At 70.5% G+C, this 19,195-nt stretch carries 15 protein-coding genes; 5 read left to right on the top strand and 10 right to left on the bottom strand.

Translation table 11 applies throughout. The features are described from left to right. Window positions 1-27 precede the first annotated feature (27 nt). Window positions 28-393 carry a hypothetical protein gene (locus tag ACFWN2_RS15970; RefSeq protein ID WP_382428162.1) on the top strand — a complete coding sequence of 122 codons (366 nt, stop codon included), beginning with the start codon at window positions 28-30 and terminating at the stop codon, window positions 391-393. 100 nt (window positions 394-493) lie between these two features. Here the strand turns inward: ACFWN2_RS15970 and ACFWN2_RS15965 are convergent, their stop codons facing one another. Genes ACFWN2_RS15965 through ACFWN2_RS15955 form a run of 3 tightly spaced genes read right to left on the bottom strand, consistent with a single transcriptional unit; the run spans window position 494 to window position 3,515 of the window. After that, window positions 494-1,822: an ABC transporter permease gene (locus tag ACFWN2_RS15965; RefSeq protein ID WP_382428160.1), complete on the bottom strand. Its 1,329-nt coding sequence runs from the start codon at window positions 1,820-1,822 to the stop codon at window positions 494-496. Next, the gene (locus tag ACFWN2_RS15960) at window positions 1,822-2,532 is read right to left on the bottom strand and encodes an ABC transporter ATP-binding protein (RefSeq protein ID WP_382428157.1); all 711 of its coding nucleotides are present in this window, start codon (window positions 2,530-2,532) and stop codon (window positions 1,822-1,824) included. Before ACFWN2_RS15960 ends, ACFWN2_RS15965 begins: the two co-directional genes overlap by 1 nt. Beyond that, complete coding sequence (locus ACFWN2_RS15955; RefSeq protein WP_382428155.1) at window positions 2,532-3,515, bottom strand: efflux RND transporter periplasmic adaptor subunit; 984 nt, start codon at window positions 3,513-3,515, stop codon at window positions 2,532-2,534. The genes ACFWN2_RS15960 and ACFWN2_RS15955 overlap by 1 nt, the downstream gene beginning before the upstream one ends. A 139-nt stretch (window positions 3,516-3,654) precedes the next feature. On the opposite strand from ACFWN2_RS15955, the gene ACFWN2_RS15950 reads away from it, so the two are divergent. Both ACFWN2_RS15950 and ACFWN2_RS15945 read left to right on the top strand, forming a co-directional pair. Beyond that, window positions 3,655-4,449 (top strand): SDR family NAD(P)-dependent oxidoreductase, encoded by a 795-nt coding sequence (locus ACFWN2_RS15950; protein WP_382428153.1) that lies wholly within the window; start codon window positions 3,655-3,657, stop codon window positions 4,447-4,449. 165 nt (window positions 4,450-4,614) lie between these two features. Further along, window positions 4,615-4,830: a CDGSH iron-sulfur domain-containing protein gene (locus ACFWN2_RS15945; RefSeq protein WP_382428151.1), complete on the top strand. Its 216-nt coding sequence runs from the start codon at window positions 4,615-4,617 to the stop codon at window positions 4,828-4,830. Here the strand turns inward: ACFWN2_RS15945 and ACFWN2_RS15940 are convergent. From ACFWN2_RS15940 to ACFWN2_RS15930, 3 genes are all read right to left on the bottom strand, one after another. Then, complete coding sequence (locus tag ACFWN2_RS15940) at window positions 4,827-7,703, bottom strand: AAA family ATPase (protein WP_382428149.1); 2,877 nt, start codon at window positions 7,701-7,703, stop codon at window positions 4,827-4,829. The two genes, ACFWN2_RS15945 and ACFWN2_RS15940, sit on opposite strands and share 4 nt — an antisense overlap. A 69-nt stretch (window positions 7,704-7,772) precedes the next feature. Beyond that, a complete protein-coding gene (locus ACFWN2_RS15935; protein ID WP_382428147.1) occupies window positions 7,773-7,961 on the bottom strand; it encodes a hypothetical protein in 189 nt (62 codons plus the stop codon). Beyond that, complete coding sequence (locus tag ACFWN2_RS15930; protein WP_382428146.1) at window positions 7,958-10,567, bottom strand: type 2 lanthipeptide synthetase LanM family protein; 2,610 nt, start codon at window positions 10,565-10,567, stop codon at window positions 7,958-7,960. Before ACFWN2_RS15930 ends, ACFWN2_RS15935 begins: the two co-directional genes overlap by 4 nt. Before the next feature lie 160 nt (window positions 10,568-10,727). Between ACFWN2_RS15930 and ACFWN2_RS15925 the strand changes: the two genes are divergently transcribed. Then, on the top strand, window positions 10,728-12,263 hold the full coding sequence (locus ACFWN2_RS15925) for a helix-turn-helix domain-containing protein (RefSeq protein WP_382428144.1): 1,536 nt from the start codon (window positions 10,728-10,730) through the stop codon (window positions 12,261-12,263). On the opposite strand, the gene ACFWN2_RS15920 is transcribed toward ACFWN2_RS15925, so the two are convergent. Both ACFWN2_RS15920 and ACFWN2_RS15915 read right to left on the bottom strand, forming a co-directional pair. Further along, a complete protein-coding gene (locus ACFWN2_RS15920) occupies window positions 12,260-12,844 on the bottom strand; it encodes a superoxide dismutase family protein (RefSeq protein ID WP_382428142.1) in 585 nt (194 codons plus the stop codon). The two genes, ACFWN2_RS15925 and ACFWN2_RS15920, sit on opposite strands and share 4 nt — an antisense overlap. Before the next feature lie 14 nt (window positions 12,845-12,858). Next, window positions 12,859-15,246, bottom strand: coding sequence for a hypothetical protein (locus ACFWN2_RS15915; RefSeq protein WP_382428140.1), 2,388 nt, complete (start codon window positions 15,244-15,246; stop codon window positions 12,859-12,861). A 119-nt stretch (window positions 15,247-15,365) separates the two neighbouring features. Here ACFWN2_RS15915 and ACFWN2_RS15910 point away from each other — a divergent pair, with 119 nt between their 5' ends. After that, entirely contained in the window at window positions 15,366-17,243 is a 1,878-nt protein-coding gene (locus ACFWN2_RS15910; RefSeq protein WP_382428139.1) for a S41 family peptidase, read from the top strand. 54 nt (window positions 17,244-17,297) lie between these two features. Here the strand turns inward: ACFWN2_RS15910 and ACFWN2_RS15905 are convergent, their stop codons facing one another. Together ACFWN2_RS15905 and ACFWN2_RS15900 are read right to left on the bottom strand one after the other, a co-directional pair. Further along, window positions 17,298-17,867: a hypothetical protein gene (locus ACFWN2_RS15905; RefSeq protein WP_382428137.1), complete on the bottom strand. Its 570-nt coding sequence runs from the start codon at window positions 17,865-17,867 to the stop codon at window positions 17,298-17,300. A 233-nt stretch (window positions 17,868-18,100) separates the two neighbouring features. Then, window positions 18,101-19,027, bottom strand: a complete 927-nt coding sequence (locus tag ACFWN2_RS15900) for a LuxR C-terminal-related transcriptional regulator (RefSeq protein ID WP_382428135.1) — start codon at window positions 19,025-19,027, stop codon at window positions 18,101-18,103. Window positions 19,028-19,195: the final 168 nt, after the last annotated feature.

Genomic DNA, 19,195 nt, shown 5'->3' with positions numbered 1-19,195 from the left:
GCGGACCAGCGGTCGTACGATGGTCCGGTGTCCGGCCAGCAGGATCTCGAATCGGCTGGGTTTCCCGCGCTGGTGAGGGTTGAAGGCGATCGCCTGAAGATTCGGATCGAACGTGCTGGTCAGACGGCGTACTCGCTTGACATCGTCAAGGGTGGCGGGCACTACGACGGGCAGCTGATCTTCAGTCCGGCCGGCGGGTGGAGCGGTTCTTCTGGAAGCATGATCGCCAACGCTGAGCCGTTCTTCGACGCGCAGTCCGGCGGGCCCAAGCTGAGAGTCTTCGACCTCTCGTTGCTCGACGGCTTCCTTGGAAGTGGCGTGCAAGTCCTCACGAAGGAAGAGTTCTTCCATCGGTTGTGGGCACGCATCGTCGAACACCTCGAACGCGCCTGAGACGCGAAACCCCGGCCCGCATCAAGCGGTCCGGGGCTTCGCCGGCAACGAGCCGGACAGCGCTGTGGCCGCCCAACCCCCGGTTCGGCGGCCACAGCACTCAGGCTCGCATGACTGTGGCGATCGGGATCCGCGCCGCACGGATGGCCGGGATGAGCCCACCCAGCACACCGGCGATCAGGCCCGCGATCACGCCGGCGACGCCCGCCTCCCACGGGAAGGCGGTGCCCTGCAACGACGGGAACCTGCTGCCGAACATCATCAGCGCCACCTGCAGCCCCGCCGCGCCCGCGCCGATCGCCAGTGCGGCGGTCAGCAGGCCGGTGAGCAGGGTCTCGGCGAGCACGATGCCGGCGAGCAGCATTCGCGACATGCCCACTGCGCGGCGCAGTGCGAACTCCTCGACTCGTTCGCCCACCGTGGCGAGGCCGACGTTCAGGATGCCCGCGACGCCGATCAGCAGCACCAGGAACGCCATGCCCAGGAAGATCAGCCGCATGATCCGCAGCTCGGACTCCATGCGCTCCTTGGACTTCACGACCTGGAAGTGCATCTGGTCCTGCGGGATGCCGACGCCGGCGAGCTTCGCCTTCAGCAGCTGCTGCAGCTCGTCGGAACCCGGCTGCAGGTAGAGCTCCAGGCTGGTGCCGCCGCCGCGCATCCTGTCCACCTCGGTGGTCTCGGCGGCCGCGGGCATCCACGTGCGCAGCTCGTCGAGGCGCATGTAGATGCGCGGCTGGAAGTAGCCGTCCTGCACCACGCCCATGATCTGCGGCGACACGTGGTGGGTGGCGCCCTCGATCATCATCTCGCCGGGGACGCGGTACTGCCGCAGGCCCTTGGCGGCCTCCTCGTTCAGCACGATCCTCGGTGCGAGCGACGGGGCCGTGTCGAACTCCAGCCAGTTGCCGGTGACCGGGCGGAACGGCTTGAACGGGCGGATGTCGCCGGTCAGCGCAACCATGCTGACCTCGATCGCCTGGCCGTCCGGCTTCTTCTCCTGCGCCTTCTGCTCGGTGCAGGTGCCGTTCGAGTCGCAGTAGACCTGCGGGCCCGAGTAGTCGCCGCCGCGGCCCGCGTACTCGAACGGCATGCCGCCCTCGTTGATCGGCCGGACGCCGGGCTCGCCGATGATCGCCTTGGAGCTGATCATCGCGACCGCGTCGGTGCGGCCCTTCATCGTGGACTCGACGATGCCCGGCGCGCCCTTCTCGCCGGGGACGTAGCCCGTGACCGTGCCGTCCTTGCCCGACTGGAGCTCGACGTCGGTGAGCATCGCGCGTTCGGCGATCTCGGCGCCCGCCTGCACGGCCACGACGGCGAGGACGCCGAGGAACAGCGAGACCATCGACAGGAACGTGCGCAGTTTTCGGGCACGGATGCCCTGTCCGCCGATGACCAGGGCGGACCGGAACTTGCCGGAAAGCATCAGTTGAACCGCCCGTCGCGCAGCTCCATCACGCGGCCCATCTTGCGCGCGTGGTCGTGGTCGTGCGTGACCAGCACGAGGCCGCAGCCCTGCCTGGTCGTGTTGAGCAGCACCTCGACGACGAGGTTGCCGGTCTCGGTGTCGAGCGCGCCCGTGGGCTCGTCGGCGAGGATGATGCGCGGCTGCCGCACGAGTGCGCGGGCGATCGCGACGCGCTGCTGCTCACCGCCGGAAAGCCTGGTGGGCTTGGACTTCGCGAGGTGCGCGATGCCGACCTGCTCCAGCGCCTCCATCACCTGCTGCCTGCGCTTGCGCCGCGCCGACCAGCCCTGGCCGTTCACGAGCGCCATCGCCACGTTCTGCGCCGCGGTGAGGTGCTTGAGCAGGAAGAAGCGCTGGAACACGAACCCGAACTCCGCGCTGCGCAACGCCGCCGCCCTGCGTTCGGGGAGCTTCGTGATGTCGTCGCCGTGCAGGAGGTACTGGCCCTCGTCGGCGCGGTCGAACAGCCCGATCAGCGACAGCAGGGTCGACTTGCCGGAACCGGAGCGGCCGAGGATCGCCACGCTCTGTCCAGGATGGACGGTGAAGTCCACACCGGACAGGATGGTGCGCGGTTCCCCTTGCCCCTTCAGGACTTTCGTGATGCCGTTGAGCTGCAGCAGTGGTGCCTGGACCTGAACGGTCGGTTGCTCGAAGGACTGCGTCATCACGGTCCCGTCGGCTTCTGCTGCTGGTCGCCCTGCTGCTGGCCCTCCGGCAGGTTCGGGCCGGGCACGGCGAGCTCCTCGTCCCCGGTGAGGCCCGACTTGACCTCGATGACCTTACCGTCGGTGAGACCCAGCACCACGTCGGTGGTGCGGCGCGAGCCGTCGGGCTGGATGACGTCGACCTTGCCCTTGCCCTGCTGGCCCGCGACGGCCTCGACCGGGACGACCAGCGCCTGCGCCGCCTTGCCGGTGGTGACCTCGATCGACGCGGTGGCGCCGTTGATCATCTGCACGTCCCCGGGCGCGGTGCACACGATGCGCAAGCCGGTCGACGAGCTCGGCTGTTGTTGCTGCTGGGGCTGCTGCTGCGGCTGGTCCTTCTTCTCGCCGTCCTTGTTGTCCTGCGTGACCGGCGGCTTCTCCGGGATCGTGCCCTGCGGCAGCGCGGCGATCGTGCCGAGCACCGTGCACGGGAACGGGCCGGGGCCGTTCTTGATCTGCACCGTCACGTCGGTCAGCGCGCCGCTGATCTTGTACGCCTGCTGGCCGTCGATGTCACCGACGATCGCGTAGCCGACGTGCTTGGCCGACGCGATCGGCATGCCCGCCGTCACCGACGCCTTGTCGTCGACCAGCCTGCCGCTGAACGTGGACCCCGCGGGCGCCTCGACGTAGTTCGGCGTCTGGTCCTTCCACACGGTCGCGACCCGGATCGGCTTGGTCGGCGTGCCGTTGGGCGCCGGGACGTCGAAGAACCGCACCTGGCCCGCAGCCGGCGCGACGAGCCCGAACGTCGGGTTCATCTCGACCTTGCCCGCGATGCTCAGCTTGGTGGTCAGGTCCTGCTTGGTGGGCTTGACCTTGGTCATCGTCGTGCCGCGCGGCGCCAGCTCCGGATTGGTCGGTTCCGGACCTGACGGACTGCACGCAGCCACGCCTACCGTGACCAGCGCGCACAGCGGCGCGAGAAGAATTTTGCGCACGAATGTCCCCCATGTCGTTTCGACCAACCTACCGATAAGGACACCTGATGGGCCGGAGAGGTTGCATCAGTCTTTCGGCCGATGCGCATCGACCTGGTGGCCACGGGTATCCGGGCGTTGACCGGAAGGGAGAACGCCTGTGAATGCGCTTGCCGTGGTGACCGGTGCGTCCAGTGGAATCGGGTACGAACTCGCGAAAGTCCTCGCGGACAACGCCTTCGACGTCGTCGTCGTGGCCGAGGACGAGAGGATCGACGACGCCGCCGCACAGCTGAGGCTGCGCACCGGTGGCGTGCACGTGGAGGCGGTGCGCGCCGACCTGCGCGGCTACCAGGGTGTGGAGACCGTAGTCGCGCGCGTCCGCGCGATGGGTCGTCCGGTCGGCGTGCTCGCGGTGAACGCGGGTGTCGGCGTCGGCGGCGATTTCGTGCGGGACACGTCGGTCGACGACAACCTGGAGATCGTGGACCTGAACGTCCGCTCGGCCGTGCACCTCTCGCACCGCCTGCTCGGCGACATGGTGGACCGCAAGGAGGGCAGGGTGCTCTTCACGTCGTCCATCGCCGCCACCGCGCCGGGCCCGTTCCACTCGGTCTACGCGGCCTCCAAGGCGTTCCTCGCGTCGTTCGCGCAGGGCCTGCGGGAAGAGCTGCGCGACACCGGCGTCAGCGTCACGACGTTGATGCCGGGGCCGACCGACACCGAGTTCTTCGACCGCGCGGGCATGCAGGACACCAAGGTGGCCACGGGTGACAAGGACGATCCGGCGGAGGTCGCGCGGCAGGGCTTCGAGGCGTTGATGAAGGGCGACGACCACGTGGTGGCGGGATCGCTGAAGAACAAGGTGCAGGCGATCGCGGGCAAGGTGGCGCCGGACCCGGTGAAGGCGAAGCTGATGCGTTCGATGACGGAGCCGGGGTCCGCCGAGGAGTGACCCTCGGTGCCAAGACGGTCCGGGAACACCTGGCGTACCCGCGAAAAAGGCGGGAAAACGAGGTGTTTCAAGGTTCCTCACCGGGGGACACCACGTTCCAGCGGTTGCGCGACGACGTTCTGATCGATGCGGACCGGCTGCACGAGGAACTGGTGGTGATCCGAGGTGACAGGCCAGAACGCCCGCAGGGTGACGGTGGTGCCGAACGGGCCGGTGCTCGTCGAGGGACCGGTAGAGCTGGTCACCGAGGACGGCGTGACGCACACCAGCGACCGGTTCGTGGTCGCGGTGTGCGCGTGCCGGCGCAGCAAGCGATTCCCGTTCTGCGACACCAGTCATCGCAAGCGAGTCCGCGACGACCAGCCGCCGAAAGACGACTAGCCGCCGAAACCGGCCGCGAACGCGGACAGAGACTCCCGGTCGGGCTGGCCGGTCTTCGCGATGAGCGAGGCGACGTGCTTCTCCACCGTGCGCGGGGAGATGTGCAGGCGCGTGCCGATCGCCTTGTTGCCCATCCGGTCGGCCAGCAGCACGAACACCTCGAACTCGCGCACCGTCACGCCCTGCCCGCGCAGCTGGCGCGGCACCTGGTCCGTGCCGCTGCGGCGTTGCTGCACCGGCGCGCCCGCTTGACGGAGCAGCCCCCGGCACGCCGACGCCACCGCCGGGATCGTGCGCTGGTGGAAGTACTCCTCCGCGGATCGCAGCCAGGCCACCGGATCGCCCCACGACGTCGCCTCCCCGGCCACCAGCCGCAGCCCCAGGTGACGTGCCAGCGGGTACGGCTCCGCGGCCTCCTGGGCGTGCTGAAACGCCCGCAGGGCCTCGTCCGCGCGTCCGTCGCGGCCCAGCAGGACGGCGTGCGCCAGTTCGGTGAACTGCCGGTTCCAGCGCATCCCCGCGGCGGACGACGCGGTCAGCGCCTGGTGCTCCGCCCAGCCGAACCTGCCGTCGAGCACGCCGAGCAGCACCCGCATGCCGTGCGTGCCGGACAGGTGGAACGTCGTGGGGTTCTGCGACTCCAGGGCGAGCGCGCGGTCGAGCTCGGTCATCGCCAGGGTCTGGTTCTCCTCCAGCAACGCGCAGAACGCTCGGGCGAGCCCGAAGCACAGCGGGTACTCCTGCGCCCCGCTCTTCGCCACGGCCTCGAACTCGGTGATGGCGTCGTCCGCCGCGGCGCGGTTGCCCTGGTGCGCCGCCAGCGTCGCCTTGCTCATCAACAGGTAGCGGGTCAGCGAGTGGAACCGCAGGCGCGTGGTGGTCTGCAGGCACCGCTCGATCTGCTCGGCGGCCACCGCGTACTCACCGGTCAGCACCGACTGCAACGCCAGGATCGCGTCCACGTTGTGCGCCACCGCGATCGCGCCCGCCCTGGACGCCTCGGCGTGGGTGCGGTCGAGGGAGGCGGTGTCGCCGTGCTGCAGCCAGTCGTTGCCCGCCAGGCGGACCAGCGCGTAGACGTGCTGGATCGGCATGTGGTGCGTGTCCGCGAGGGCGAGGGCCTTGCCGAAGCACTCGTTGGCCTCGTTGATGTCCTGCTCGCGCGCGATGATGCCGAGCAGCTGCCACGCCTCGCACGCCTCCACCGGGAGCTGCGCCCTGTCCGCAGCCTGGGCGGCCCGCCGGGCGAGGCCCTCCGCCGACGAGATCCGGTCGGGGCTCGGGATGTTCAGCGTGAGGTGGGCCAGGTTGACGTCGAGCGCCGCGGTGAGCGCGTCGGGTGCGTCGGGCCCGAGCAACGTCCTCGCGATGCGCACCTGCTCGACGCCCTCGGTGAACCACCCGGCGGTGAAGGCCACACGGGACAGTCGCGAGTGGAGCTTCGCGCGGCGTGGACCCTCCAGGGCCTGGAGATCCGCGACGTCGAGTGCGAACGCGCGTTCGAACTCGCCGGTCTCGGCCAGCGCGGGCAGCAACGTGTCCAGGACGTCGGCGCGCAGGCCGATCTCCTCGGTGAGCAGGCCCTGCGCGCGGTCGAGCAGCGTGACGGCCGACTCCGCCGCCCCGCCTGCCAGCGCGCGCCTGCCCGCCTCGGCGAACAGGAGTCCCGCCTCGGTCCCGGCTCCCGCGTCGAACCGCAGCTTCGCGACGAGCGGGCACCAGTCGCCTGGCAGGCCGGGGTGCAGGTCCTCGATCGCGTCGGCGGTGCGCGCCGACAGGTCGACGCGTTCGGCCAGGGTCAGCTGGGCCAGCAACGCGTCCGCCGTGAGCGGGTGGCGGAACGCGTACCAGTCGGGCGCGGGCTCGTCCGGTGTGACGAGCTGCGCGGCCACGCCGGCGTGCAGGTGGCTCAGCAGCTCGCGGTCGTCGACGCCGGTCACCTTCTGCACCAGGGAGAGCGGGAACCGGTGGCCCAGCACCGCCGCGATCGACAGCACCTCGCGGCCCTGCGGTCCCAGCCTGTCGGTGCGGTGCGCGACGCTGCGGACGAACGCCGCCGGCACCGGGAGCTTGAGCTCTCCCAGCACCTGCCAGCCGTGCGCACCCGCCACGAGCAGGCCACCGCTCACCATGCCGTGCAGCAGCTCCTCGACCACGAAAGGGTTCCCGGCGCTGTCCGTCCACAAGCGATCGACGAGCTCCGGCGGGATGCGGTCGCTCTCCAGGCAGGCGGCCGTCATCTGGCCGACCTCGTACTGCGACAACCGGTGCAGCTCCACCAGCGCGCCCGACCCGCGTTGCACCATCCGGCGCACGAGTTCCAGCGCGTGACCCGGTTCGCTGCGGATCGTCGCGAGCAGCAGGACCGGCTGGTCCTCCAGGTTGTCCGCGAGGTACTCCACCACCGCTAGCGTTTCCGCGTCCGCCTCGTGCAGGTCTTCGAGCACGAGCAGCACCGCGGTCTTGCGCGCGACGGACGCGAGGAGCCTCAGCACCGCCTCGGCCAGCACCACGACCGACTCGGTCGTCGACCTGTGGTCGTGCCACTCCGGGATCAGCGTGCCCAGCACGGGTTTGTACGGCCCGAGCGCCGAGTCGTCCGGCGGATCGCCGCGGAAGAGGCCCAGCAACGCCTCCGCGATCGGGCGGAACGGCACCATCGGGCCGATCGTCGTGCCGCGTCCCTTGAGCACCCGCATGCCCTCGTCGAACGCCGCGCCCGCCGCGTACCGGGCGAGCCTCGACTTGCCGATCCCCGCCTCACCGGTGAGGAAGACGGCTCCACCGCGGGAGTCACGAGTGCGGGAGAGTGCCCCGGTGACGGCCGTGACTTCCTGATCACGACCGATCACCCGGGACGCCCCTGTCTGCATGTCTGGACCCTAACGGGCTCGTCCCGGTCTCGAAATCGACCGGCCAGACGTATTCGAGGTGAAAGTTTCCTACTTCGCGCTCACGGTCGTGTCCGTGAGCAGAGGGGTGATCGCCACGAACGCGCTCGTCGCCATGGTCAGGCCCATCAACGCACGCGCCCGCGCACCCGCCAGCGTCTTCGGCGTCAGTTCCATCTCGCCGAGGGCGTGCTCGGCCGGGTCGGACTGGTCGGCCGAGCGGTGCAGGGACTCGTTCATCGGGTGCACTCCTCATCGTCGGGTGATGCTTGCAGTAGAAGGACCGAGGGGATCGGGAACCCTTGGCGCAGCAGGCCGTGACCGATGCCGGACAGGCCCGTGAGCAGTCCGGGCGACGGGACGCCACCCGGAGTGGCGCAGCGCGCGCCGTGTTCGTCCAGTGTTCCCAGCAACAACGCCGTGCGCCGGTTCGCGGCGCTGGGGTGGTGCGCGGCCAGTGCCTCGACGACGCCCAGTTCGCCGTGGCAGAGACTCATGTCCCGCAACGGTTCCTTGGCGGCGAGCAGACCGGCCAGGCGCTCGTCGTCACGGGCGAGCGCGATGCCGGCCAGGCCCGTGCACCATCCGGTGTCGGTCAGGTCGACGGAGTTGCTCTCCGTGAACGTACGTGCGGCCACATCTGATAACTCGTCACGAACCGTTGCGGCGTAACGCCTCAGAGCCCATCCGATTCCCGCATCGCCTCGGGCGAAACCATTCGTGGAGCAAATAGCGCCACGGAGAGTAGACGCGTAGTGATCGGCGAGGGCGAGTGATTCGGGCGTTCCGACGGCGAGCATCGCGGCCAGCGAGCCCGCGACGCCGTCCACGACGGTGTTGGACGAATCTTCCCTCGGCATCAGCGCGACGGCCTGCGCGAGCAGCTTCGGGTCGAGGCCGAGCAACGAGGTGAGACGCGCGAGGCCGTAGCAGATGCCGCCCAGGCCGTGGATCCCGCCGCCGACCACCGTGACGAGATCCGGTTCCTCGGCGAAGAGGTCCAGCAGGTCCGGCAACGGCCTCAGCGCGTCCCGCGCGAAGTCGACGTAGCGCGCGGCTCCGGTGAGCGCGCCGAGCTCGGCGAGGAACAGCGCCACGCCCGTGTAGCCGTTGGACAGGCCGGCGCCGAGCGGCTGCACCGTCCAGTGCCGGTCGTCGACCAGTTCGAGGCCGAGCCAGTTGGCGCGGTCCTCACCGGTGACGGCGTGCGCGAGGATCTGGTCGGCGATCCCGCAGGCGGCGACGAGCAGCCGCGCCGGGTCCGGGTCGACTGGGGCGACGTGCCCCTGCACCGCGGCGCCGCTGTGGTGCGACACCGGGCGCGGCCGTGACGCCAGCAGCGCGGTGATCACCCACTGCTGGTCGTGGCGGTCGACCTCGCTCATCCCGAGGATCTTGCGCGTGACGGCGTGCAGTCCGGGCTCCGGCAGCATCCCCGGCAGCCGGAGCCCGGACGCGGTCCACAGGTCGGTCGACCCCGGCCGGCACGTGAAGAGCGGCACGTCCCCGCGCCACAGGTCGGACACCTCGAACGGCACCAGCCGGTCGAGCAGCGGGTCGTCCACCACCAGCACGCCGAACGCCAGGTCGCGGTCGAGCGCGTCGGCCAGCACGGACGGGTGCGTCGACTCGTCAAGCAACCGCGCGTACTGCCGCGTCGCACGCGCCACGAACCGCACTTCTTCGTTGGCGCACTCACGGACCAGCTGCAGCAGATCGTCCCTATGAGCCACGATCGCGTCGTAGCCGGCGCGGAACCCGGCCAGCAGCGAGTCCTGGTAGTCGGCGGGCTCGGCGGGCGTGCCGTCGAGCAGCGGCCGGTTCTGCGCCCCCGACGACGTCCGCGGGCGCCTGACCAGGCGCATCCTGTCGGTACCTGGGTCGGCCCAGTCGACGGAGTTCAACGGCGACAGCACGCCGTGGTCGCCGCCGACACCGGACACGTCCGCGACCCCGTTGTCACCCAGCAGCACGTGGGGGAGCAGGGCCGTGCGGTGCACCGACCGCACCAGCGCGAGCGCGGCGGGGTCGGCGTCGTTCACGAGCGTCGGGTGGAACAGCGTCTCGACGTCCACGAGCACCGGCTGGTCGCCGCACGCGATGAGGTTCTCGTAGTGCATGTCGGTGCCGTCGACCGCGTAGAGCAGCGCCAGCAGCGCGCCGAGCCTGCGGTAGAACTCGGCGACCTCCGACACGCCCGCGCACGGCTCGTGGGTGACGTGTTCGATCCACCCGTAGCCGTCGCGGGGGAGCAGCCGCGGTGACCGGAACTCGATTCCGGTCCGCGTCGACAGCCACCGGACCTGGTCCTGGAAGTGCTCGTGCAGGCCGACCGGCCGTGGCCGGTAGACGAGCTTCCGGCCGGACTCGAAGGTCAGGATCGCCACCGTCCGGCCCTGCTGGTGCGCGTCGCCCTGGCCCGTCTCGATGGAGATGAGCGCGCCGGGATCGATGTTGTCGAAGATCGTCTGGATGATCCGCGCGCGGTCCCGCGTGAACCGCGACGACAGCTCGTGATGGGTGGAAACGGCCTGCTCACAGGCCTGCGCGAGGAGCCGCGCCAGCACCGGGTAGCGGTTGAAGACGCTCGACAGGTTGAGCGTCCGCGTGAACTCGGTGAACCTTCCCTCGCTGGTGGGGCTCGTCAACGTGTCGCGCACGGTGTGCAGCTCGAGCACGAGCGTCCGCGCCGCGATCTCCACCAACCGGCGCCCGAGCTGCTCGGCGAACGCCGCGTCGAACGGCGGAGCCACCTCGGTGCGGGAGGCGTCGATCAGCGGGCGCAAGGCGTGGGCGAAGGCTGCTGTCCAGCTCTCGCCAGTGCTGGTCTCGGCCGCGGAGGTCACCGGCACAACCTCGCACGCGCGAGCCCCCCGCACATGGGGATCAATCCCCCAGATTTGCGAGCGCCCCCATTTTCTGCGCGCGACCGTGAATATGGGGGTCCGCCACCCATGTTTCCCGGCCCGTTCGCCCCGAGACTCGGAGTCCGAGGGAGGGATCGGGATGAGGGAGTTCGGAGAACTGCTGCGCACGCACCGCATCGGCGCGGGTCTGACCCAGCAACAGCTGGCCGACTTCGCGATGGTGAGCGTCCGGGCGATCCGAGACCTGGAATGCGGCCGCACCCGCTCGCCACGAGCTGAGACGGTGCGACTGCTGGCCGACGGGCTCCGGTTGGACGAGGGCAGCCGCGCCGACCTGCAGCAGGCAGGGGGGCGTTCGGCCGGCCGTGCCGCGGTGGCGCCGCCCGCGCCTGGTGGGCCGGGTGGGCTGATCGTGGGGCGGGAGGCCGAGGCGGCGGCTTTGGCGGCTTTGCTGACGGAGGGGTCCGGTGGTGGCGGCGTGGGGGCCGCTGGGTCTGGCGGGGCGGTGGACGGGCGTGCGCGCGGGTCGGCGGACGAGTCGCCTCGCGCCGTGGGTGCCGCTGGGTCCGTGGGTGAGCGTGCGCGTGGGTTGGTCGACGAGTCGCCTCGCGCAGTAGGCGGCGCGGGTGCCGCATCGCCGGACGACCGCCGTCAGGGCTTGGGCGGAGCCGCAGCGCCGATGGACGGGCGTGCGCGCATGCTCATGGACGGGCCGTGTGCGGGCGCCGGTGGAGCCTCGTCGTCGGAGGCGCACCTACGGGCCGCAGGAGCCACACCGGCTGAGGGGCGCTATCAGGGCGTGAGTGGCGTTGGGGTCGTGTCGGCCGACGCCGAGCATCAGGTCGTGCGACTCGCCACCCAGACATCCACCCACTCAGCTACCCAGGCCGCTGCCCGGACGGAAGCCCGCGCCCTCGCGGCCCCGTACGAGCCGCGGCGCCTCATCACCATCACGGGCGTCAGCGGCGTCGGCAAGACGCGGCTCGCCCTGGAGGTCGCCGGCGAGCTGCACTTCCGGCACGGCTGGTCCGTGCTGTGGCACCCGACGCAGGCGACCCCCACCGTCGACGACGACCACGACACCGTCCTCGTCACCGACCACCGCCCCGACCCGCGCCTGCTGGACGCGCACCCGAGGCTGCGCGTCATCGTCACGGCGCTGGCACCGACCGGGCTGCCCGGTGAGCACGTGTTCCCGCTGGGCGCGCTGGCCGACGACGCCGCGGTGCGCCTGTTGCTGACGCACGTGCACCGGGTGCGGCCCGCGTTCAAGCCCGAGCCCGCGAACCAGGCCGCGCTCATGGGTCTCGTGCACGCGTTGGACGGGTTGCCGTCGGCGCTGGAGTTCGCCGCGGGGTGGTTCATGGTCTACTCGCCGCAGCACCTGCTCGAACGGTTGCGGTCGCACCCGCTCGACCCCACCTCGGCGCACCTGCGCGACTCGCTGCGGCGGTCGTTGTCCACAGTGGACGAAGAGGCGCGGATGCTGCTCGTCAGGATGGCCGAGGGCGAGGAGGCCGGGTACGGCCGGGCGCTCAGGGACCTGTGCGTGCGCGGGCTCGTTCGTCGTGCCGGCAGCCGGTACGAGGTGCTGAGCCTGGTGCGCGCGGCGGTGCTGGAACCGGTGGCGGGGCCACACCTGCCGGGAAGCGTGGCCCTCACCTGGCCGGTCTAGAAAGCGGCTGTCAGGCAGGCGAGGCGGTCGCCGGCGGTGCCCGCCTTGCCGTGTTCCGTGCTGGAGTGCGTGGCGTGCACGATGACGGCGTTCGCCTCGCCCTTGCGGAACTCCCACGCCACGGTGGCCTTGGCCGTCGCTGCGCCTTGGGCGTCGGTGGTGAAGTCCAGCCAGATCTCGTTCTGCGCGTTGGCGTACTCCGGGTCGACGCTCGGGGACACCGGGTCCTTCGAGTTCTGGTAGTGCGGGCCCGAGTCGGCCGGCTTCGCGCCGCACGGCTTGGTGTGCACGTGCGAGCCGTACTTCGTGTCCGGTAGCAGGCCGGACACCTTCAGCTCCACCGTCGTCCGTCCATCCGCGACGGTGGAACCGGTGGAGAGCCGGGCTCCCACGGGGATTCGCGCGACGTCGTAGGTGATGCCGGCGGGCTGGTCGCCTGACGCGGCCGGTGCGGCCACAGCCGTCTCGGCGATCGGCTTCACCGCGGGCGCGTCAGTCGGAGCTTCAGAACCGCCGGAACAGGCGGCCAGTCCCGCGGTGAGCAGCAAGGCACCCGCGAGGGTCGCCACAGTCGTGCGCATGTTTCTCCCTTGACTCAACTGCGTTCCAGGTTCCCATCCTCTCCACGTCCACGATCGGGCTGCCGGTTCAGATCAATCGAGACGAGCCCGTCGAAGGCCTCCCGGTAGGTCGCGCACCGGTGGTAGTCGCTGTGGGTCTCCACTGTGGACGCGCCGTCCCGGGTCTCGTCGGCACGAACATCGGGGGGACCGTCCGTCCAGCTCCACACGGGGAACCCCAGGTAGTCCGTGCGGCGCCACAGGTTCACCCAGTTCTCGCCCATCAACGACGAGAGCCCGCCGGGCTGCGGATCACCGGAGGGCCGCCGCCACGGGTCGAGGCTGAAGAACGTGCCCGCGCGCACCTGCGGCGTGCCCAGCACCGCCGGGCCGAGCAGCTCGGGGAAGATCCGCCCGAAGTACGGCCGCAGCTGCACGCCGTACGTCAGCAGCTGCACGCGGCGCAGATCCCCTTCCGGCAACGCGTAGAGCGCCGCCACGGCGAGCACCGCGCCCAGGCTGTGCGCCGAGAGCACCACGCGGTGTTCGGGTGACTTCGCGAGCCACTCGTGGGTGTGCCGGGCGATCTCCGGCACCGCGCGCTCCGCGTAGCAGGGTGGCGCGAACGGGTGTGCGGCGCGAGGCAGGAAGCACATCAGGTCCCACACCAGTCCCAGCGGCCGGCGGTTGGTGAGCGTGCCCGCCCCGACGAACGCGCCGACCACCGCGACTCCCACGACGCCGATGACCCAGTTGCTCCCGTTCACCACCCACGTGATGTTCGACCACTGCGCCCACGCGGGCGACGCGAAGGAGAGGAAGCACGTCAGCACCAGGGCGAGCACGCTGAGCATCGACAGCACCCCGACGACGTTCTCGGCGCGGTGGGCCACGGCGGCGAGGTGTCGTGCTCGCACCACCGGCGACGTGCCCTCACCGTCGAACGGCGACGGCCTCCTCCAGCGGGACGCGAAGAAACCGGCGTGCACCAACAGGAACAGCAACAGCAGCACCGCGACGCAGGCGAAGGTCGCGCCGAACCACAGGTAGAACGACGACGCCCGCAGGCCCGTGCCGATCCAGCCCCGGAACGTCAGGACCAGCACGGTCGACAACGTCACCGACGAGGTCAGCGACAACCCCAGCAGCACACCGGGTCCCGAGCCGTGCCACGCCTGCCACCCGTCGCCCTTGCGCGGCCGCGCCCTCCACGCGAAGGCCGCGCCCACCAGCAGGACGCCGATCCACGCCCACCAGAACCAGAGCCCGGCGGCCATGAACGCGACGAACAGCACCACGAACACCAGCGGGCCCCTGGTGTCGTTGCGCCGCCACGACCACGCCGCCAGCGTCGATCCGAGCAACGCCGTGGTGACGACCGGCGGTCCCCACTGCACGACCAGCAGCGGACCGACGAACGAGGGCGCGAGGACGTAGAGCCCGACGAGGTGCGCGGCCAGCACGACCGCGGCCGCGGCCACCAGTCGCAGCGACCACGGCCCGTTCCTCACCGACTGCGGTACGTCCGGTCCGTCGGCCGCCGTCACGACCACCCGCGCGACGACGACGGCGAGCACGACGGCGGCGAGCAGGGAGATCCCGAGGAAGAACGCGTGCCGCACCTGGACGCTCGTCACCAGGGTCACGACCGAGAACCCCGCCGCGAGGTGCAACCGGGTGAGACGGCCGACCCGCGAGTCGCCCTGCCACATCGACGACCGGCTGAGCATCACCCCTTCGCGGTCTTCCGGCATGCTCTCCCAGGCCTCGTACCTGCTGCGGGACAACGAGGTGAGCGCCACCAGCCCGAGGAGCAGCAGCACGGGGACGGCGGAGGCGGCGAGCACCCGGACGTGAGGTGCCGGGTCTCCGAGGAAGTCGAGGAACTCGGGGAGACGCCTGCAGTTCGTCGCGGGCAACGAGCACTGGACCGCGTAGACGTCGATCGCGACCTCGCACACGGCGAGCACCAGCAGCAACGTCAGCCCCAGCCCGAACAGGCGCGTGCTGGCCGCGCCGCGACCGGAGTTCCACCACACCCGCTGAGGGTTCTCCCCGGTCGCGTCCACGGGCAGTTTCCGGGACCAGTAGGCGACGTTCGCGAGCCCGAACGGCAGCAGCAGCGCCCACCCGATGCGCCCCAGCAGGTTCACCGCCCTGGACGGCACCCCGCTGCCGCCCAGTCCGGGGCTGCTGCGCGCCATCCCGCCCCACGAGTACGCCTCGCGCCGCACCCTGGGGGAGACCTGGCCGACGTGATCGGCGGGCAACGCGGCGACCTTGTCCGGAATCGGCTGCCAGAAGCTGCCGAACTTGTCGCTGCCCTCCAACTGCTCGACTTCGTCGGGGGCGAGGGCCAGCATCGCGTGCGGGGGCGTGTTGTTGACCCCGTGGATGCGCAGTTCCAGGACGCGTGGACTCATGCCGGCCTCCCCTTTACTCCAGTTGTCGTCCGGAAAACTGCTCCAGTTAGCGGCCGAACGGGTGAAAAAGGTGTATCCAGACGGCCCCGGAAGCCTCTACTGAGCAAGGAGGCCCCACCATGACCGCAACCGCTCACCCGAACGTCGCGAACTCCGTCGGACTCGCCGAGTTCCTCGCCACCGCGGGCACGCTCACCCTGGCGCAGCGCAAGCTCATCGTCGACCAGGCCCTGATCCTGCTGGAGCAGAACTACGCGCACCTGCCTCTGAAGGTCGCCATGCACGCCGTGAACCCCGTGCAGAGACTCAGAGTCCTGAGAGCGAGACTCGAACGGCAGACCGACGCCACGGCCGAGGCCGAGTGGCAGTTCCACCGCGAGCTGTCGAGCACCTTCCACTCGGTGCGCGACCTGCACACGAACTACCTGCTGCCGGCGCCGTTCGCGGGCAAGATCGCCTTCCTGCCGTTCCAGCTGGAGCGCTGCTTCGCGCAGGACGGCACCGAGCAGTACCTCGTCGCCCGCACGGTCGCAGGCTTCGACGGCCTCGCGGTCGGCGCCGAGGTGACGCACTGGAACGGCACGCCGATCGCCCGCGCGGTCGCGTTGAACGGCGCGGTCTTCTGCGGCAGCAACTCCGCCGCGAACCACGCCCGCGGCCTGGAGTCGCTCACGTTGCGCCCCTTGGTGATCCAGCTCCCGCCCGACGAGGACTGGGTCGTCGTCAGCCACCGCACCGAGGCGGGCGCGGCCGGGGAGATCCGCGTCGACTGGCAGGTCACCGAGAACCTGCCGCCGATGACGGACGTCGACTCGCTGTCACCGGCCGCGGCCGCGCAGGGCGTCGACCTCGACTCGGACGAGAAGGCGCGCGCCAAGAAGTTGTTGCACGCGCCCAAAGTCGTGCAGGCCGAGGCCTCCGGCGGTGCGGTCGCGATGGCGGCGCAGGACGTCCCGACGACGATGCCAGGCGTGTTCAGGGCACGTCCCGTCGTCACGCCGTCCGGCACGTTCGGGCACCTGCGGATCTTCACCTTCAGCGTCGACGATCCCGAGGGGTTCCTCGCGGAGTTCGTCCGGCTCGCGAACCTGTTGCCGCAGAACGGACTCATCGTCGACGTGCGGGACAACGGCGGCGGCCACATCTTCGCCTCGGAGTTCCTGCTCCAGACGATGACGCCGAAGCAGGTCGCGCCGGAGCCCGTGCAGTTCCTGAGCACACCGCTGAACCTGCGGATCTGCCGCCGCCACGCGGAGGACCCGACCGGCCAGATCGACCTGGGCCCGTGGTTCCCGTCGCTCGACAGCTCGACCGAGACGGGCCAGGCGTTCTCCTGCTCCCACACGATCACACCGGTCGACGGCGCGAACGCCGTGGGCCAGACGTACCACGGCCCGGTCGTGCTGATCACCGACGCGCGCTGCTACTCGGCCACGGACATCTTCGCCGCGGGCTGGGCCGACCACGAGCTGGGCCCGATCCTCGGCGTGGACGACAACACCGGTGCCGGCGGTGCGAACGTTTGGACGCACGGACTTCTGGCCACCCTGCTGAAGATCCCGGCTCCGGCCGACGCGGAGTCGCCGTACAAGCCGTTGCCCAACAAGGCGAACATGCGCGTGTCGATCCGCCGCACGTTGCGCGTCGGCAAGCTCGCCGGCACGCCGGTGGAGGACCTGGGCGTGCGGCCGACGCACCAGCACAAGCTGACGCGCGCGGACCTGTTGCAGGGCAACGTGGACCTGCTCGCCAGGGCGGGAGAACTGCTGAAGGCGCTGCCGGTGCGCCGGCTGGGAGTGGCGGTCGCGGGAACGACCGTCTCACTGGACACCGTGAACCTCGACCGGGTGGACGTCTACGTCGACGGCCGCCCGATGACCTCGCTGGACGTGACCGACGGCGCGCACACCGCGACGTTGACCGCGACCGGGCGCGAGGTGCGCGTCGAGGGTTTCGCGGACGGGCAGCTGGTGGCCGCGCGCAAGGTCGCCAGTTGATCGAGCGGGCGCTTCCGGTGACTCCATGACCGGAAGCGCCCGCTCCCTCTACTGCTAGCGCGTGAACGTGTACGCGCGGTCGGAGGCCACGGCCGCCAGCTGCGCCTCGGTGCCGTTCGTCCAGCTCTGCGCCCAGACGACCTCACCGTTGCGGCGGAAGTTCCACGCGATCGTGACGCCGTACTGGTCGTCCTTGGTGAGGACCGTCACGCCACCGCGGTGGTCGCTGATCTTGCCGGTGCACGTGTTCCGCTCGCACAGCTGCCCGGGCGAATCCTGGAAGTGACCCGGTGCGTTGACCTGCGTGAACACCGTGTTGTTCCTGCCCTGCACGGTGAACGTGGTCCAGTTCGTCATGTACTGCATGTCGTCGAACAGACCCTCTGCCTCGCCACCCCAGTTGCCCGGCGAGACGTTCTCCGCGCCGCGGAAGACCTTCGGGAAGGTCTCCTGCTGACGGGCGGTGAACCCGGCGGCCTGCTTCTCCAGCTCCGCCTTGGTCTTGTGGACCGGAGTGATGTCCTTCGGCGGCCACGTGAGGTCCGCGGACGCCGACGCCGTACCCGTGATCCCGATGAGTGCCAGGCCCGTCAGGGCAGCCGCCATCACCTTGCGCATGCGCATTCTCGAATCCCCCTGGTGAGTACTTGCTCGCACAGAGTGAGACGCCTCAAGATCACCGGAGGTTGCTCGCTAGGGCGTGTCCCGGAAGTCCCGTCGGGCGGCAGTGGCGGGCGAGGGCCCCGGAGACGGCACCGCCACAACGCCCGAATACGCCCGGTATGAGGGCGTTGTGGCGGCACCGTCTCCGGGTCTCTCGCCCGCGCCTGCCACCGGACGAACTTCCGGGACACGCCCTAGAGCCAACCGCGTCGCATCGCCTGAACACCGGCCTGGAACCGCGTCTGCGCCCCGCACCGGTCCATCAGCTGCCGCACCCGCCGCTGCACCGTCCGGGGAGCGAGCCCCAGCTGCCGCGCGATCGACTCGTCGGTCAGCCCGGCGGCCAGCAAACCCAGCAGGTTCGGGTCCACGTCGGCCGCGGCCGCGTAGATGCCGCCGGGGCTGAACGGGATTCCCTTGTCCCAGTACAGCTCGAACGTCGACCGCAGCACGTCCAGCAACGCGGACGGCCGGATCAGCAGCACCTTGTCGACCACGTCGCCGTTCACGACGGGCAGCACCGCCGCGTGCGTGTCGATCACCGCGAGCTTGAACGGCAGCGTCGGCGTGACGCGGGCGCGTTCGCCGGCCGCGACCAGCTCGATGATCTCCGTGACCCTGCCGGGGATGTCGACGGCCGAGCGGTCGTAGACGACGCGCCACTGCACGTCCCGTTCGCGCGTCTCGTCCTCCAGCGCGACGTGCTGGCCCAGCGGTGTCACGTACGGCGGCTGGTCGAGCACGCAGACCTCGTCGCGCGCGCCGCGCAGCAGGGCGTGCCACAGCTCCCGGACAGCGTCCACACCGGACACCACCTCGACGAACGCGTTGTCCGCCAGCTCCTCGTCGCGGTTGCGCAGGTACAGCTCCATCAGCGGGCCGACGTCCGCGCGGGCCCTGCGGTTCTGCTCCTCGCGGGCCGCGATCAGCGCCTCCACGGCCAGGTCGGGCGCGACGGCCTGCCACACGTCACCCGGCAGGTGCCGGACGAGACCGAGGTCCCGCATCTGCTCCAGCAGCGCGCCGGAGATGCCGATTTCGTCCGTGGTGCGGCTTCCGCCCGTTACCAGGAGCTCGTAAACGGCGGTGAGCTCCGGGGCGACGCCCAAGTGTCCGAACACGGCCACATTGTGCGCCATTCAGCGCAACACCCGTGTCGTGAACACGACAGTGTCGGAAATCTGACTCCGCTAGACCTGTTTTCGCAGGTGTGACCCGACTTACGGTCCCTCCACCTCCGCAGCCGGTTCAGAACACTGACGCCCTCAACGGCACGCGAAGGCCCTGCG

The sequence above is a fragment of the Lentzea sp. NPDC058436 genome, from assembly GCF_042721515.1.
Classification (GTDB): Bacteria; Actinomycetota; Actinomycetes; order Mycobacteriales; family Pseudonocardiaceae; genus Lentzea.
The sequence above is the reverse complement of the archived record's forward strand: the minus strand, read 5'-3'. Positions and strand labels throughout refer to the sequence as shown.

Excerpts from the sequence above, each read along its gene's own strand:
- ACFWN2_RS15910 (WP_382428139.1), top strand. The coding sequence starts at position 15,366 with ATGACCGCAACCGCTCACCCGAACGTCGCGAACTCCGTCGGACTCGCC.
- ACFWN2_RS15905 (WP_382428137.1), bottom strand. The coding sequence starts at position 17,867 with ATGCGCATGCGCAAGGTGATGGCGGCTGCCCTGACGGGCCTGGCACTC.
- ACFWN2_RS15965 (WP_382428160.1), bottom strand. The coding sequence starts at position 1,822 with ATGCTTTCCGGCAAGTTCCGGTCCGCCCTGGTCATCGGCGGACAGGGC.
- ACFWN2_RS15920 (WP_382428142.1), bottom strand. The coding sequence starts at position 12,844 with ATGCGCACGACTGTGGCGACCCTCGCGGGTGCCTTGCTGCTCACCGCG.
- ACFWN2_RS15960 (WP_382428157.1), bottom strand. The coding sequence starts at position 2,532 with ATGACGCAGTCCTTCGAGCAACCGACCGTTCAGGTCCAGGCACCACTG.
- ACFWN2_RS15915 (WP_382428140.1), bottom strand. The coding sequence starts at position 15,246 with ATGAGTCCACGCGTCCTGGAACTGCGCATCCACGGGGTCAACAACACG.
- ACFWN2_RS15935 (WP_382428147.1), bottom strand. The coding sequence starts at position 7,961 with ATGAACGAGTCCCTGCACCGCTCGGCCGACCAGTCCGACCCGGCCGAG.
- ACFWN2_RS15940 (WP_382428149.1), bottom strand. The coding sequence starts at position 7,703 with ATGCAGACAGGGGCGTCCCGGGTGATCGGTCGTGATCAGGAAGTCACG.
- ACFWN2_RS15925 (WP_382428144.1), top strand. The coding sequence starts at position 10,728 with ATGAGGGAGTTCGGAGAACTGCTGCGCACGCACCGCATCGGCGCGGGT.